Source organism: Candidatus Palauibacter sp., assembly GCF_965237495.1.
Classification (GTDB): Bacteria; Gemmatimonadota; Gemmatimonadetes; order Palauibacterales; family Palauibacteraceae; genus Palauibacter.
In genome coordinates this window covers 4,184,025-4,197,504 of record NZ_OZ250143.1, presented here as the reverse complement: position 1 = coordinate 4,197,504, position 13,480 = coordinate 4,184,025, and the positions used below count along the sequence as shown (strand labels likewise).

Annotated in this window: 14 protein-coding genes and 2 tRNA genes; 9 read left to right on the top strand and 7 right to left on the bottom strand. The window is 66.9% G+C overall.

Features of this window, described 5'->3' with window-relative positions; translation table 11 throughout:
• Positions 1-6: 6 nt before the first annotated feature.
• Positions 7-1,251, bottom strand: coding sequence for a 6-bladed beta-propeller (locus ACPXY0_RS18500; RefSeq protein WP_423927134.1), 1,245 nt, complete (start codon positions 1,249-1,251; stop codon positions 7-9).
• Positions 1,252-1,382: 131 nt separating this feature from the next.
• Between ACPXY0_RS18500 and ACPXY0_RS18495 the strand changes: the two genes are divergently transcribed.
• Positions 1,383-1,844, top strand: a complete 462-nt coding sequence (locus ACPXY0_RS18495; protein ID WP_423927132.1) for a hypothetical protein — start codon at positions 1,383-1,385, stop codon at positions 1,842-1,844.
• A 43-nt stretch (positions 1,845-1,887) separates the two neighbouring features.
• On the opposite strand, the gene ACPXY0_RS18490 is transcribed toward ACPXY0_RS18495, so the two are convergent.
• The 4 genes from ACPXY0_RS18490 to ACPXY0_RS18475 form a co-directional block, all read right to left on the bottom strand.
• Positions 1,888-1,960: transfer RNA gene (locus ACPXY0_RS18490), tRNA-Gly, on the bottom strand.
• Positions 1,961-1,983: 23 nt separating this feature from the next.
• Positions 1,984-2,057, bottom strand: a tRNA-Val gene (locus ACPXY0_RS18485).
• A 67-nt stretch (positions 2,058-2,124) separates the two neighbouring features.
• A complete protein-coding gene (locus ACPXY0_RS18480) occupies positions 2,125-3,129 on the bottom strand; it encodes a radical SAM protein (RefSeq protein ID WP_423927130.1) in 1,005 nt (334 codons plus the stop codon).
• Positions 3,130-3,159: 30 nt separating this feature from the next.
• Positions 3,160-3,852 carry a hypothetical protein gene (locus ACPXY0_RS18475; protein ID WP_423927128.1) on the bottom strand — a complete coding sequence of 231 codons (693 nt, stop codon included), beginning with the start codon at positions 3,850-3,852 and terminating at the stop codon, positions 3,160-3,162.
• 166 nt (positions 3,853-4,018) lie between these two features.
• On the opposite strand from ACPXY0_RS18475, the gene ACPXY0_RS18470 reads away from it, so the two are divergent.
• Together ACPXY0_RS18470 and ACPXY0_RS18465 are read left to right on the top strand one after the other, a co-directional pair.
• Complete coding sequence (locus ACPXY0_RS18470) at positions 4,019-4,258, top strand: double zinc ribbon domain-containing protein (protein WP_423927126.1); 240 nt, start codon at positions 4,019-4,021, stop codon at positions 4,256-4,258.
• Entirely contained in the window at positions 4,255-5,046 is a 792-nt protein-coding gene (locus ACPXY0_RS18465; RefSeq protein ID WP_423927124.1) for an RNA methyltransferase, read from the top strand. The genes ACPXY0_RS18470 and ACPXY0_RS18465 overlap by 4 nt, the downstream gene beginning before the upstream one ends.
• Before the next feature lie 18 nt (positions 5,047-5,064).
• Here ACPXY0_RS18465 and rho read toward each other — a convergent pair whose 3' ends face one another.
• Positions 5,065-6,201, bottom strand: coding sequence for a transcription termination factor Rho (gene rho, locus ACPXY0_RS18460; RefSeq protein ID WP_423927122.1), 1,137 nt, complete (start codon positions 6,199-6,201; stop codon positions 5,065-5,067).
• Between the two features lie 609 nt (positions 6,202-6,810).
• On the opposite strand from rho, the gene ACPXY0_RS18455 reads away from it, so the two are divergent.
• The 5 genes from ACPXY0_RS18455 to ACPXY0_RS18435 all read left to right on the top strand — a co-directional run bounded on the left by ACPXY0_RS18455 (position 6,811) and on the right by ACPXY0_RS18435 (position 11,392).
• Positions 6,811-7,404: a sulfocyanin-like copper-binding protein gene (locus ACPXY0_RS18455; protein WP_423927120.1), complete on the top strand. Its 594-nt coding sequence runs from the start codon at positions 6,811-6,813 to the stop codon at positions 7,402-7,404.
• Between the two features lie 19 nt (positions 7,405-7,423).
• Positions 7,424-8,341, top strand: a complete 918-nt coding sequence (locus ACPXY0_RS18450; RefSeq protein ID WP_423927118.1) for a proline dehydrogenase family protein — start codon at positions 7,424-7,426, stop codon at positions 8,339-8,341.
• An 18-nt stretch (positions 8,342-8,359) separates the two neighbouring features.
• Positions 8,360-9,217 (top strand): SDR family oxidoreductase, encoded by an 858-nt coding sequence (locus ACPXY0_RS18445; protein WP_423927116.1) that lies wholly within the window; start codon positions 8,360-8,362, stop codon positions 9,215-9,217.
• A 424-nt stretch (positions 9,218-9,641) separates the two neighbouring features.
• Positions 9,642-10,763 (top strand): AAA family ATPase, encoded by a 1,122-nt coding sequence (locus ACPXY0_RS18440; protein WP_419934895.1) that lies wholly within the window; start codon positions 9,642-9,644, stop codon positions 10,761-10,763.
• A complete protein-coding gene (locus ACPXY0_RS18435) occupies positions 10,760-11,392 on the top strand; it encodes a DUF4276 family protein (protein ID WP_423927114.1) in 633 nt (210 codons plus the stop codon). Before ACPXY0_RS18440 ends, ACPXY0_RS18435 begins: the two co-directional genes overlap by 4 nt.
• A 16-nt stretch (positions 11,393-11,408) precedes the next feature.
• Here the strand turns inward: ACPXY0_RS18435 and ACPXY0_RS18430 are convergent, their stop codons facing one another.
• Positions 11,409-12,716, bottom strand: coding sequence for a MiaB/RimO family radical SAM methylthiotransferase (locus ACPXY0_RS18430; RefSeq protein ID WP_423927112.1), 1,308 nt, complete (start codon positions 12,714-12,716; stop codon positions 11,409-11,411).
• A gap of 270 nt (positions 12,717-12,986) precedes the next feature.
• Between ACPXY0_RS18430 and ACPXY0_RS18425 the strand changes: the two genes are divergently transcribed.
• Positions 12,987-13,394: a hypothetical protein gene (locus ACPXY0_RS18425; RefSeq protein ID WP_419934490.1), complete on the top strand. Its 408-nt coding sequence runs from the start codon at positions 12,987-12,989 to the stop codon at positions 13,392-13,394.
• Positions 13,395-13,480 lie beyond the last annotated feature (86 nt).

Sequence of the window (13,480 nt, the reverse complement as noted above, 5' to 3'; positions counted from 1 at the left end):
CCGTCCTCAGGGGTCCGACTCGAGGGTGATTCGGTATCGAACGACGCGCTGGATGCCGAGATCGTCCCGGCTGACAGCCCACACGTCGTGGCCCTCGAAGACGGGTGAGGGGTTGGGGGAGAAGTCTCCGGGCGGGTTCACGGCGCCCACGTAGGTTCCGTTCGCTTCGAACACGTCAAAGCGGAGGGGCGATCTCCAATTCACCGGTGCAGAGAATGGGTTGTCCGGGTCGTGGTCCTCGTTCTCGACCTCTTGTGCCTCGGTCGAGACTGGCACCCATATCCGACCATCCCGGCCGGACAAAAGCCCGGTGAAAGGTGGCTTCGTGTCCGGAATCGACGGTCCGTCCCACGTCCATCCCGGGATCGACATGCCGATACCCCGCTCGGTTTGGGCGCGCCTGTGATCCGCCTCACGAGGGAAGACGCGGGCAGGTTCATACGTACGCTCGATGCGGAGAACCCCTTCGGGCAACTCAAGATCGATCTTGTAGTCTGAAGAGATTCCGCTGACGAAATGTCCGCTGGAGTGGACCGCCCAGATCGCACGCGGCGAAAAGGGTACTCCGTAGGTCACTCTGGCGCCGTCTCTTTCTCCGGTGACCGTTTCCCCTTCGAACTCCCCGTGGGGTGGCAAGATCGTGTCGCGGGGCGTTCCGTCAGGATCGAACACGGCGAGGAGATCCCCGAAGGACGCCTGCGGCTGAGAGAGATCACGGGCCGGTGCGTACGTCCTCCCCTGATCGTCCGTCCACAGCGGGCTGGACGTATAATATCCCGTGGTATAAGGCCACTCCTGCGACGATTCCTCGCCGGGACCATACACCTGCAGGCGCACGTTGCCCGGGTCGCGGACGACGACCCGGCCATCGGGAAGCACGGCCATCGCCTCGGCTCTTTGCAGCTCACCGGGACCCTGCCCGGGCCCTCCCCATGTCCTGACGTAGCTGCCTTCGGTGTCGAACATGCGGACGTGCTGCGCCTGCCTATCGAAGACGTAGACGTTGTGGTCGTCGTCCACCGCGATCGAGGCGATGCTGCCGAACAGGTATTCGTCGGCGCCGTCCATCTCGCCGATCGAGAGTTCCGGGACCAGCGTCGCGTCGCTGCCCCACACGCTCCCGGAGACCGTGTGGACGACGATGGTGTCGCCGATCGTGTCGGTCACCACCTCCGGGCCGCGGGCCACCTCGGTCCCCGTCCCGCACGCCGCTGCTGAAATCGAGAGGGCCGCAACCCGGAGCTTCCGCATGGCACCGCCTTTGTTTCGTTGAGCCCGCTCCCTGGAACCTTCCAACGGTGGGCAGTACGCCGAAACCCTACCCGATTGGGCGGCGTACGGTCCCGATATTGATCCTTGTTCCCCAGGAAGGGAGATAAACGATGACGAGCATCGGTCGCGGTGTCGCGCGGGCCGGAGTAGGACTGCTGGCGAGCCTGGGGACGATGGCCGTGCTGGTCGGCACCCTGGCAGGCCAGGAGTCGAGACTTGTCGGGACGTGGGACGTCACGGGCAGGCTGGAGGACATGCCGCCCGAGATCGCCATGACCTGGACGCTCGAGTCGCAGGACGACGGCACTGTCACGGGCACGTGGACCGGCGAGGCGGAAGGAGAAAGCTACAGCCAGTCGGCGGACGAAATCCGGGTCGACGGCGACGCCTTCGGGTTCACGGTCAGCGTCGTGGATCGGGGGCAGACCGGCGTGTTCACGTTCGAGGGCGCGCTGTCGGAGGACGAGGTGTCCGGCACCTTTCACGTGCACGCTGAAGGGATGCCGGAGACACTCGTGGGCACGTTCTCGGGCAGCAGAGCGGAAGGAACCGACGCGGCACCTTCCTGGTAGGCCCCGGCTCAAGCGAAAGCCCCCGGGGGACGGGGGCTTATAAAGCGGGCGACCGGTCTCGAACCGGCGACCTTCAGCTTGGGAAGCTGACGCTCTACCAACTGAGCTACGCCCGCGCGGCGTCCAAACTGCTCACTGATGGGGCGGGAGGGACTCGAACCCCCGACTTCTGCGATGTGAACGCAGCGCTCTAGCCAACTGAGCTACCGCCCCGGGAGGCCAGCGATGTTACCCCGCGGCCCTGCTCCGTGTCAAAAGCGGGGGCAGCCGGGCGCCGGGGTCAGTTGCGCCAGGGGGTGAGGATCTTGAGGAAGGCGTCCGAGTTGTCCTGCACGAACTCCCTGAAGCTCTTCTCGGTGTTGGCGCGCGTGGAGATGTAGCACTGCTCGCAGGTGTTCTGCTTCGTGAACTTCTCCAGCATGTCCTCCTGCCGGTCGAAGTACGCCATCACCATCGCGCACGGCGTGAGGCGGCCGTCCGGGTTGATGACGAGGAAGCGGCGCCCCGCCTGACAGCCGGGGATCCCGCCCTCGGTCAGGAAGCGGTGGAACTTCCACAGGACGCGCGGCGTGGTGTAGACCGGATAGCCCGCGTTGCGGAGGTCGATGACCTCCTGGATGCTCTCGGCGAGGCCGTCGAGGCCGTCCCCCTCGATGAGGCCGGTCCGGTCCTGCACGCGCAGGTGCGTGTAGACGGAGAAGTTGATCGGCACGCCCCACTCCTTCGCGACGCGCACCATGTCCCCGATGTCCCGGTAGTTCCATGCGGTGATGCAGACGTTGAGCAGGATGTCGTCCTTGTCCGCGCTCCGGCGGGCGATCTCGGGCACGACCCGGGCCATGCGGTCGAACAGGCCGGGGATGCGGCGGAACTCGTCGTGCCGCTCATCCGGGAAATCGAGCGACGTGGACAGCTGGTGCATCCCGCTGTCCTTGAGCCGGAAGAAGCGCTCGGGGGTGAGGTTGGACGAGTTCGTGACCACGATCATCCAGGGCAGGCCGCCCTTGTTCGTCATCGCGTCGACGATGTCGTACACGTCGCCGCGCGCCAGGGGCTCGCCGCCGGACGCGTGCGAGACCACGGGCCGAAGTTCCCGGCAGATCGCGGCGTACTCCTCCGCGCCCAGCCGCTCTTCCTTGATCGGGCCGCCCCAGTTGCAGTGCCAGCAGTTCGCCGTGCACGCGTGCGTGATCTCGAACGAGATCGACAGCGGCTTGTTCTGGATCCTGTTCCGGATGCCGCGCGCCAGCATGCGAGCGGCCATGGCCCCGGAGATGTTCGGCATCCGTCTACCTTCCGTGTTGCGAGGGCCCGCTCACGTCTCCACTCCGTCGCGGGCCTTCGGGCGGCGGGCTCTCAGGCGCCTGAAACCCTCCGGAATCGCCTTGATGAGGTACAGTCCGAAAACGAAGGCCACGCTCGCGATCAGAATCCAGTTCGGGATCGGGACCGTCGCCCCGAGGAGGGCGAGAAGGTAATAGCGTGGAAAACGGGCGACCACCAGCGCCGTCGTCCACTTCCACATGGGATACCGGATCGAGAAGGCGAGGAACTTGAAGGGGAAGAAGGGGATGGGCGTGAACCCGGTGACGACGATGGTGGCGAACGGCCAGCGCATGAAGTACCTGATCGCCTTCCGGTAGAGTCTCTTCTCCTTGTAGGACTGGATGCTCCGGAGATTGAGGACGGGGACGAAGACGGCGTGGTCCATGATCGCGGCCACGATCGTCCCGGCGGTGGCCCAGGTCGCGGCCAGCCAGAGGTTCGCGACCTTCCCGAAGTAGATGAGGACGGGCTCGTGCGGGAAGACGGAGATCGCGGTGTTGGCCGGGATGGAATAGAAGGCGAGGTATACGTAGCTGTCGGAGCGGAAGTCGCGCAGCATGAGGATCGACGTGACGATGCCGATGGCGATCATGAGGCCACCGAAGAACCAGACGGCCGGGCCGACTTCGGTCTGGCCCTCCGCCTCGGGCGCGCCGTGGCTGTTGATCCGATCCTGCCCCAATCGGTTCTCCGCCGTAGCTTGATGTCTCGCGGTGTGGCCGGGCCCCGCGCAAGGTATCGTTGCGGCAGCATCGGCGCGCCGGGGCACCAGGGTCGCCGGGGTTCGCGGGCCATCGGGCGCCGGCGGCGCGGTTCATGACGAGGAGGATCCCATCGACGAGAAGCGGATGGACTGTCCGGATTGCGGCGCGCCGGTCGGGCTCTCGGATCAGACGTGCCAGAAGTGTGGTGAACCGCTCTCGTTCGCCCCGGACGAAGTGGGGGCGCACTGCGCCGTCTGCGGGACGGAGATAGGCGCCTACACCGAGGCATGCTCGAGCTGCGGCGAGACGGGCTATCCCGCGCTGCGTCCGCGTCGCGGCCGCAAGTGGAAGGGGTCCCTGCCGGAGGGTCTGACCAGGGCGTGAGCGGAGGCGGCACCCAGCTCGACCGGACGGTCATCGTCCTGCACGAAGCGCAGGACATGGTCAACATCGCGCTCGTCGTCCGCGCCATGAAGAACATGGGCCTCTCGCGGCTGCGGCTCGTCGACCCGGCCGATTTCGACGCCTGGCGCATCAGCGGGATCGCGCACGACACGCACGATGTCGTGGACCGGATCCGTATCTTCGACGACCTTCCCACCGCCCTGGCCGATGTCGACTATGCGCTCGGTGCGACGGCTCGGCGCCGTTCCACCCGCCAGGATTGGTGGAATCCCGAGCAGGCCGCGACGCGGCTCACCGCGCGAGAGGCGTCACTGGCCGTCGTCTTCGGCCGCGAGGATCGCGGGCTGTCCAACGAGGCTCTGGACCTGTGCCACGGCCTGGTGTGCATCCCCACCAACCTCGAACACACTTCGATGAACCTCGCGCACGCGGCCGTGGTCATCATGTACGAACTGAGGAAGGCCGCGCTGGGCCCGAAGGACTGGACGGAGCGCGACCTGTCGCTCAAGACGCGCAAGCAGACGCCCCCCGCCACACACGCCGAACTCGAGGCGTTCTTCGAGACGTGGCAGCGCGCGATGGAGGAGATCGGCCTCTTCCACGGCATCGACCCCGTTCCGAAGATGCGGAGCTTTCGGAACATGTTTCAACGCGCGGGCCTCGACCGGAGGGAACTCGGGCTGATCCTCGCGACGGCGTACGAGATGCTGAACTTCGCCGAGCGCGAGAAGACACGGGCCCGCGACCGCGCGGAGGCCGGCCGCTAGAGATCGCCCTGCGGGCTGCTAGATCCGGCGGCGCAGAATCGAGACCAGCTCCTCGTTCGATTTCGTCTTTCGCATGAGGCCGAGGACCTCCTGCATGGCCTCTACGGACGAGTACGCGCTCAGTTCCCGGCGCATGGCCTGCGACACGAGCAGTTCGTCGTCGCCCATGAGGCGTTCTTCGCGGCGCGTGGCGCTCGAGTTGAGGTCGATGGCGGGGAAGATCCGCCGGTCCGAGAGGTCACGGTCGAGCACGAGTTCGCTGTTCCCCGTCCCCTTGAACTCCTCGAAGATCACCTGATCCATCCGCGATCCGGTATCCACGAGTGCCGTCGCGATGATGGTCAGCGAGCCGCCGCCATTGCTTTCCGGCACACAGCGCGCGCTGCCGAAGAAGCGCTTCGGCTTCTCGAGCGCGGTCGCGTCGATGCCGCCCGTGAGGGTCCGGCCGCTCCCCTGTTCGGTCGTGTTGTACGCTCGAGCCAGCCGCGTGATCGAGTCGAGGATGAGGACCACATCTTTCCCCATCTCCGTCAGCCGGCGGGCGCGCTCGAGTGTCATCTCGGCGACCTGGACGTGACGTTCGGCCCGATGGTCGAAACTCGATGCCGTGACCTCGCCCAGACCCGTCGCCTCCATCTCCGTCACTTCCTCGGGCCGCTCGTCGACGAGCAGGATGAGGATCCTGCAATCCGGGTGGTTCCTGGAGATCCCTTCGGCGAGGGCCTGGAGGACCATCGTCTTCCCCGCCTTTGATGGCGCCACGATGAGGGAGCGCTGGCCGGTCCCCATGGGACAGATGAGGTCGACGATCCGGTTCGTGTAATCCGGCTGGCCACTGCGTTCGAGCTCGCACTCGATACGCAGCCGGCGGTCGGGGTGCTGCGCGCTCAGACGGTCGAACCGCCTTCGGTTCCCCAGTTCCCCGGGGGGATGGCCGTTGACGGTGTGGAGGTGTCGGAGCGGCGGGCTCTTGCCAGGGCGTGGCGGGCGGGCGGCCTGCCCGCAGATCTCGTCACCGGTCCGGAGGTCGTACCGAGCGACAATCTTCGGGCTCACGTAGATGTCGTCGTCGCTCGGCGTGTATCCCGCATGCTGGCGACGCACGAAACCGGTTCCGTTGCCGAGCCTCTCCAGCAGTCCCAGATACGCGTCCATGGGACCCTCGGGTACTTCGGCCGCGGGCTGCTCTCCCTGGGACTGCGGCGGCCGGCCGCCCTCGCTCGGGCGTCCCCGCGAGCGTCTGCGACGGTTGCGGTTCCGGCCACCACGGCCACCTCCCGATCCTTTGCCGGGACCCTTTCCGCTCGGCGGCCCGCCCTGCGGCCGCCCACGGCCGGAAGCGTTTCGCTTGCCGGAACCGCCGCCCCCCTCGGGAGCGTTTCGTCCGCCGTCGGCTGTGTCGTTCGTCAATTCACCGCTCTGTGTGCTGTGTCTCCTCGCGAACCCGGACGGGAATCTCGAGCCTCGAAGCTCCCCGGGCCGGAACGAACTCTCTGGGACGGGGGATGTAGGTCAGAAGATCGGTCGCGCGAGGCAGACTGGAATCACGAGGAAGTCTCCCGGGGTTCCTCGCCATCGCGAACGCTGTAGCGACATTCGACGGGGATCGACCCGGGATCGAAGCCCGGGGCATCGTTACGCAACATGAGACACGTTAGTGTTAGTATGGGGCGCACCCCTTGCATGCGCCAGATTTTGTTGTGTTTCCCGGCTCGCATGTGCGAAATGGATTCACCTGTCAGAGACTATGGAGTGGATAGATTCATGATGCGATCAACCATCACGACCATCGCCGCATTCTCCCTCTTCGGTTGCGGGGGCGGAGGCCGTTCGGACACGCCCTCGCCGGCTCCCGCACCCGCGGCGGCGCCGGCCGCGCGACAGACGGCGGCGCCCTCCGCCGGGGCCGGGGCGGTGGAGTGGATCGCGGTCGACGAGGCATCGCGGACGGTCACGATCGACCTCGTCGCTGGTTCGACGGACGCGAACAACCGCTGGAACTTCAACGGCTACGCGAACGGCGAGGCCACGGTCGTCGTGCCGGAGGGGTATACGGTCACGGTGAACTTCGAGAACCGGGACCCCGTCAACTACCACAGTGTCGGAGTCCTCGAGCGCGCAGCCAGCTATCCGGCGATCTTCGACGCGGCCGTGCCCGTATTCGAGGGGGCCATCACGAGCAACGCCACCTCCATGACGGAGGCCACGGCCCCCGGGGACGGCACCGAGACCATCAGCTTCACCGCTTCGACTGCGGGCGACTACGCGCTCGTGTGCCCGATTCCGGCGCACGCGGTGACGGGCATGTGGATCGGATTCGAGGTCTCGGCGTCGGGCGATTCCGGTTTGCGCATCTGACCGGCCGGGTGCCGGGATGATGCGGCGGGGTCTCCTCTGGGCCTCCACGAATCCGTGGCTCTCCACCCGCCTCCCGCAACGCCGTTTCGTGCGGCGGGCGGTGCGCAAGTTCATGCCGGGAGAAACGCTCGAGGAGGCCCTCGTCGAGGCGGATCGCCTCGGCAAGCTCGGCGTTCCCACCCTCGTCACCATGCTCGGCGAGAACGTCGATACGGCGGAGGAGACGCGCGCGACCATCGCCGAATACATCCGGGCCATGGAGTTGGCGGAGGAGATGGGGCTGGACGTCGAGGTGTCGATCAAGCCGACGCACCTCGGACTCGACGCGGACCCGGAGGTGACGCTCGAGAACGTCCGCGAACTCGCGTCGGCGGCCGAAGGACGCAGCACCCTGTGGATCGACATGGAGGGCTCGCCCTACGTCGAGCCCACGCTGTCCCTCTTCCGGTCCGCGCGAAGGGAGCACGAGAACGTGGGGTTGTGTCTGCAGTCGTATCTGCGGCGCACCGCGGAGGACCTCGAGTCGCTGATCGAACTGGGACCGCGAATCCGCCTCGTGAAGGGCGCCTACGCCGAACCGCCGGAGATCGCCTTTCCGGACAAGCGTGACGTGGACGGAAGCTATCTGGCGCTCGCCCGTCGCCTCATGGACCACCTGGCGGACGGGGGCGACGGCTTTCTGGGACTCGGCACGCACGACCCGGCCATGATCGAGCCGCTCACGGAGTACGCGGGTTCAGCGGGCCTCGACGACCGCCGGTTCGAGATCGAGATGCTGTACGGGATCGGCCGGAGGGAGCAGCGGAGGCTCGTGCGGAACGGCACCCCGCTTCGGGTGCTGATCAGCTACGGGGCCGCCTGGTTTCCGTGGTACATGCGCAGGCTGGCCGAGCGGCCCGCCAACGTATGGTTCGTTGCCCGAAGCATGTTTCGGTAACCCGGCCAGGAGTCTGCCATGAGTCGCACAGGAGAGGCGGACGCGCTGTTCGCCCCGGGGATTCTCGCCGGACGCTCCGCGTTCATCACGGGCGGCGGGAGCGGCATCGGTTACGGGATCGCCGAGTGCCTCGCGGCGGCCGGGGCGTCGATCTGCGTCTTCAGCCGCAACGAAGAACGTGTGTCGCACGCGGTGGAGCGACTGGCCGAGACCTACGGCGTGCGGACACTGCCGACGGTCGGCGACGTGCGCGAGCCGGAAGCCCTCCGACGGGCCGTCGAGGAGACACGGGAGCGATTCGGCTCGATCGACATCCTCGTCAACAACGCGGCGGGCAACTTCTACGCGCCGACGGCCGACCTGTCGCCGAACGGCTGGCGCGCCGTGGTGGAGATCGACCTGTACGGGACCTTCTACGCCTGCCAGGCGGTGTATCCGGTGATGGCGGAGCAGGGGTTCGGACGGATCGTGTCGATCTCGATGACGCTCCACTACCGGGGCTGGCCGCTGATGGCCCACGCGACGGCGGCCAAGGCGGGGGTGGACGCGCTGACCCGCACGCTGGCGATCGAGTGGGCCCGGGACGGGATCAACGTGAACGCGGTCGCCCCCGGACCGATCCCCACCGGAGGCGTGCGAAAGGCGTTCCAGGCGCCACCCAGCGATGACGTCGACATGTTCGGGACGAGGATCGGGGGCGGCTTCGCCGACCGGTTCATCCCGGCCGGGCGCCTCGGCCAACCGCACGACATCGGGCGGATGGTGACCTACCTCTGCTCTCCCGGCGGCGACTGGATCACGGGTGCGATCTTCGTCGTGGACGGCGGCGAAACGCTCGTCAGCCCGCGCACGATCCCCGGCGCGGCCGATCGATGAGCCGTCGCGCGTTCGTAAGGGTCCCGGGGACTGGCCCGTCAGCAAAGGTGGGCAGCCGTTCGGATGACAGATCCGACGATTCGCGACACTTGAGGGCTCCTGGGCAGTGCCTATGAAGATTGATTGCTTCCGGTGTCGCGAAGAGGGAACCACGCGGGCTGGCACCACCGACGTGGCGCCGCATGGATGGGGCAGCTACCAGCATCGAGGCGTGCCGTTCTACCTCTGCCCAAGATGCGAAACGGAATTCGGGCGGGAGGCACCCTATCCCAGGAACGAGGCTTGGAACGTGGAGTGCGAACGCTGTGGAAGCGCCTTCCCGGACCGAGTCAACGAGCCCGCGACCTTTCGGCAATGGGGTCGCGCGTTCCCTGACGACTCAGGTTCCGGTGTTTGCCTCAACTGCGACGCGCGTCACCCCCGCATCGAGCGTCTTCGTATTCGCGGCTTCCGCTCGTTGGCAGACGTGGATTTCTTCCCCCGGCCCGATGCGAGCGCGCTGATCGGCGCCAACGGCTCCGGCAAATCGAACTTCGTGAAGTTCTTCAACATGCTGAGTTGGATGCTGAAGGCTCGAAGACTCCAGGAGTTCGTCGGCAGGGAAGGCGGCGCGGACGATCAGTTGCACGGGGGGAACGAGACGACATCGCGTCTCGACGCCGAAGTCTCGATCCGCACCCACACCGGCCGGAACGACTACCGGTTCACTCTGGCCTACGCTCACCCGGATGAGTTGTTGTTCACCGAAGAGGCGTTTCGATACAGCCGCGACGACATCGACGATAGCGCTCCGTGGCATCACCTGGGCAGCGGGTACCGCGAGGCGCGCATCGTCGAGGCCGGGCATCCGGGGGCAGCTCCGCAAGCGCCGGGGGTGCCGCCACAAACGGCGCGCACGGTCACCTATCTCTTGCGGGATTGCGCGGCATATCAGTTCCACGATACGGGCTCCACATCGAGCTTCAAGAAGAGTTGGGACGCGACGGATCACGCACGTCTGCGAACCGACGGCGGCAACCTGCCGGCCATCCTGTACGGGCTGGAACGTGACGATTTGCACCGTTACGAGGGAATCTGCCGTCACATCCGGCGTGTACTGCCCGGGTTCGACCGCTTCCAGCTTGACGAGCAGTACGGAAAGGTGGCATTGCGATGGCGTTCCACGCACACGGACAAGACGTATGGTGCCCACCTCACTTCGGACGGCTCACTCCGATTCTTCGCTCTCGCGACGCTCTTGAACCTGCCCGCCGAGAAGCTACCGAGTGTTGTCGTCCTCGATGAACCTGAACTCGGTCTGCACCCCAAGGCGATCGCACTCGTCGGCGACATGATCCAAGCTCTGGCCCGGAGCCGGCAGGTCATCGTGGCCACCCAGTCGCCCTTGTTGGTGGACACCTTCGAACTGGACCAAGTCTTCGTGCTCGAAATCCGCGACGGGCGAACCGAGTTCAACAGTCAGGAGACGGACTACCTCCGGGAATGGCTCGATGAGTTCAGCGTAGGAGAACTCTGGCAGAAGAACCTCCTGGGCGGGCGTCCGTGATTCGTCTGGCCATTTCCGTGGAGGGCGTGACGGAAGAGGACTTCGTCAAGAGGTCGCTGGGGCCGCACCTTCGAGGTAGGGGCGTCTATGTGACGCCCATCCTGCTTGGCCGGCCTCGGGGCACCGCCCGGGTCCACGGTGACGTCACCGTGGACCGGGTCGTGAACGACATGCAGCGACTTCGGCACAGCCATGATGCCGTAACTTCCCTGGTGGATTTCTACGGATTCAGAGGCAAGGGCACCAAGTCGGTCGGTGATCTTCTTCGGGTGATCGCGGACCGCATCGGAGGATCCGGCCACGGGTTCGTCTTTCCGTACATCCAGATGCACGAGTTCGAAGGGCTGCTCTTCTCGAATGTGGAAGCGTTCGAGAGCCTGCTCCCACAGGCACCGGTCGATGCCCTTCGGTCGATCCGCGCCGGCTTTGGGACGCCGGAGGATATCAACGACAGTCCCACGACGGCACCCAGCAAGCGTCTCGAGCGGCTGATTCCGGGCTATCGGAAGCGATGGGACAGCCCCGACCTAGGCGAGGAGATCGGGCTTGGTCGACTACGGAGCGAATGCCCGAGATTCCAAGCTTGGCTGCAGCGCCTCGAAGCCCTGGGCGAATCCGCCGGAAGGTGACCACCTATTCCGGACCCTATCCTCTCCCACTTGCGGCGGCCGCTGCAGTGAGTGACGTGGTCGGCACTTCGGCCACCAGGGTTCCCGCGCGTCCTCCGAGGACCGCCGAGAAGCGGTCTCCGGGCGCGGCGCGGCCGGATAGCCCGACCTTCAGGTAGTCGCCCGTGACGCCCAGGACGCGATCGTCCCGGCCCTCGACGACGATATCCGCCATCTCCCCGACCCGGGTCGCCTCGTATTCGCGGCCCTTGCGAAAAGCCAGTTCGCGGAGGGCACGCGAACGGGCGGCCGCCACATCGCCCCGGACGCGACCCGGGAGCGTCGCCGCCGCGGTCCCGTCCCGGACCGAGTACGGGAAGACGTGGAGGTAGGAGAACGGCAGTTCCTCGACGAGGGCGCGGGTCTCCGCGAACTCCTCCTGGCCTTCGCCGGGGAAGCCGACGATGATATCGGCCCCGAGGCCCAGGGGGCCCGCACGCTCGGAGATGGCGAGGACCCGCGAGCGATACGCTTCCCGGGTATGCCAGCGGCGCATCAGCCGCAGGACCCGGTCGGACCCGCTCTGGAGCGGCACGTGCAGGTGCGGCGCGAGGCGTCCGCCGGACTCGGCGAGGAGGTCGACCAGCCGGTCGTCGATCTCGGTCGCTTCGATGGACGAGAGGCGGAGGCGGGCGGGCACCCGTTCGAGCAAGCGTTCGCACAATCCGGCGAGCGTGATCGCCGGTTCGAGATCCCGCCCGTAGTGGCCGATGTGGATGCCGGTGATCACGAGTTCGGGGTGCACGCGGGCCAGGATCACCGCTTCCGCGACGACTTCCTCGGGCGGCCGGGACACGGAGACGCCACGCGCGATCCGGGTCGCGCAGAACGAACACTTGCGGTCGCAGCCGTCCTGGATCTTGAGCCACGCGCGGGTGCCCCGTGCGTTGCGCCCCAGCGGTGTTCCGGCCGCCGCGGGGTCGGGCTCCGCGAGGCCCGGAAGCTCCCGAGCCACGGCGGCGGGATCGTGTCCGGGCACGACCCCGTCCACCTCCTCCAGCGCCTGCAGGGCGCGGTAGTCGGCCTCCCGGAAAGCGGTCGAGCAGCCGGCGACGATGATCCGGAGGTCCGGGTGGCGGCGGCGCAGGCGGCGGACGAGGTGACGCGCGTTCGCGTCGGCCTGGTTCGTGACGGTGCACGTGTTGATGACCGCCACGTCCGCGGCGTCGGCGTCGGGCGCCGTCTCCGCCCCGCGCAGTTCGAGTTCCTGGCGGATCCGTTCGGTGTCGTACTGGTTCGCCTTGCACCCGAAGGTATAAAACCAGACGGCGGGTCTGTCGCTCACGGAGGCGTTCGCACGTTCTCAGATGGACCGGTTGGGAGAGCCCTGCCGCGTCGCGGGCACGTTTCGCCCGGCGGCGCGTATCAAAGATCGTCGCGTCGCGGGTGAAGCGCCACGCACCGCGCTTCGCCGGGCGGCCCCCGTCGCCTGGTCCATCACGCGGCGCGTCGGGTGGATTCGGCCCGATGGTGCTATACTTTTCGAAGCGTTCATGCGGCTGGAGCGGGGTACGACCCCCCGAAGAGCGGCCCTGGAGGTTCAAGGATGCGGTACATGAGAAAAGCCTGGTTCCCGGTCTTCGCCCTCGCGGCGATCGCGTGGTCTCTCTCCGGCTGTGGAGACAGCGACGCGGGACCGATGGAACCGATGTTCGACAATCCGTCCACGGTCCGGGTGGTGAACCGTCTGGCCGGCCCCATTCTCTTCGTCCACGCGAAGCCGTGCGGGACCCAGGCCTGGGGCGAGGATCTGTTCAGGACCAACGATCCCATCGAGGGGACGATCCAGCCCGGCAACTCGAGGGACTTCACCGTCGAGTCGGGCTGTTACGATTTGCGGGCCCGTCACCTGGCGTCGACCGAGCCGGGTCCCCTGATCGAAAAGTTCGCCTTCAGTCAGGCCGCCTCTCCGGTCACACCCGTCATATGGACGCTGGAGGAGGATTCCCGAGACCCGACCTGATCGGTCGCTCGATCGTCCCTCCGGCCAGGCAGCCGGCGTCGGCGTGCGCGCACCGCGCACGTTGACGACCCCCGCCGCACTCGGGA

Coding starts and splice junctions, on each gene's coding strand:
- ACPXY0_RS18470 (WP_423927126.1), top strand. CDS start 4,019: ATGGACTGTCCGGATTGCGGCGCGCCGGTCGGGCTCTCGGATCAGACG.
- ACPXY0_RS18450 (WP_423927118.1), top strand. CDS start 7,424: ATGCGGCGGGGTCTCCTCTGGGCCTCCACGAATCCGTGGCTCTCCACC.
- ACPXY0_RS18425 (WP_419934490.1), top strand. CDS start 12,987: ATGAGAAAAGCCTGGTTCCCGGTCTTCGCCCTCGCGGCGATCGCGTGG.
- ACPXY0_RS18495 (WP_423927132.1), top strand. CDS start 1,383: ATGACGAGCATCGGTCGCGGTGTCGCGCGGGCCGGAGTAGGACTGCTG.
- ACPXY0_RS18480 (WP_423927130.1), bottom strand. CDS start 3,129: ATGCCGAACATCTCCGGGGCCATGGCCGCTCGCATGCTGGCGCGCGGC.
- ACPXY0_RS18455 (WP_423927120.1), top strand. CDS start 6,811: ATGATGCGATCAACCATCACGACCATCGCCGCATTCTCCCTCTTCGGT.
- ACPXY0_RS18445 (WP_423927116.1), top strand. CDS start 8,360: ATGAGTCGCACAGGAGAGGCGGACGCGCTGTTCGCCCCGGGGATTCTC.
- rho (WP_423927122.1), bottom strand. CDS start 6,201: ATGGACGCGTATCTGGGACTGCTGGAGAGGCTCGGCAACGGAACCGGT.
- ACPXY0_RS18500 (WP_423927134.1), bottom strand. CDS start 1,251: ATGCGGAAGCTCCGGGTTGCGGCCCTCTCGATTTCAGCAGCGGCGTGC.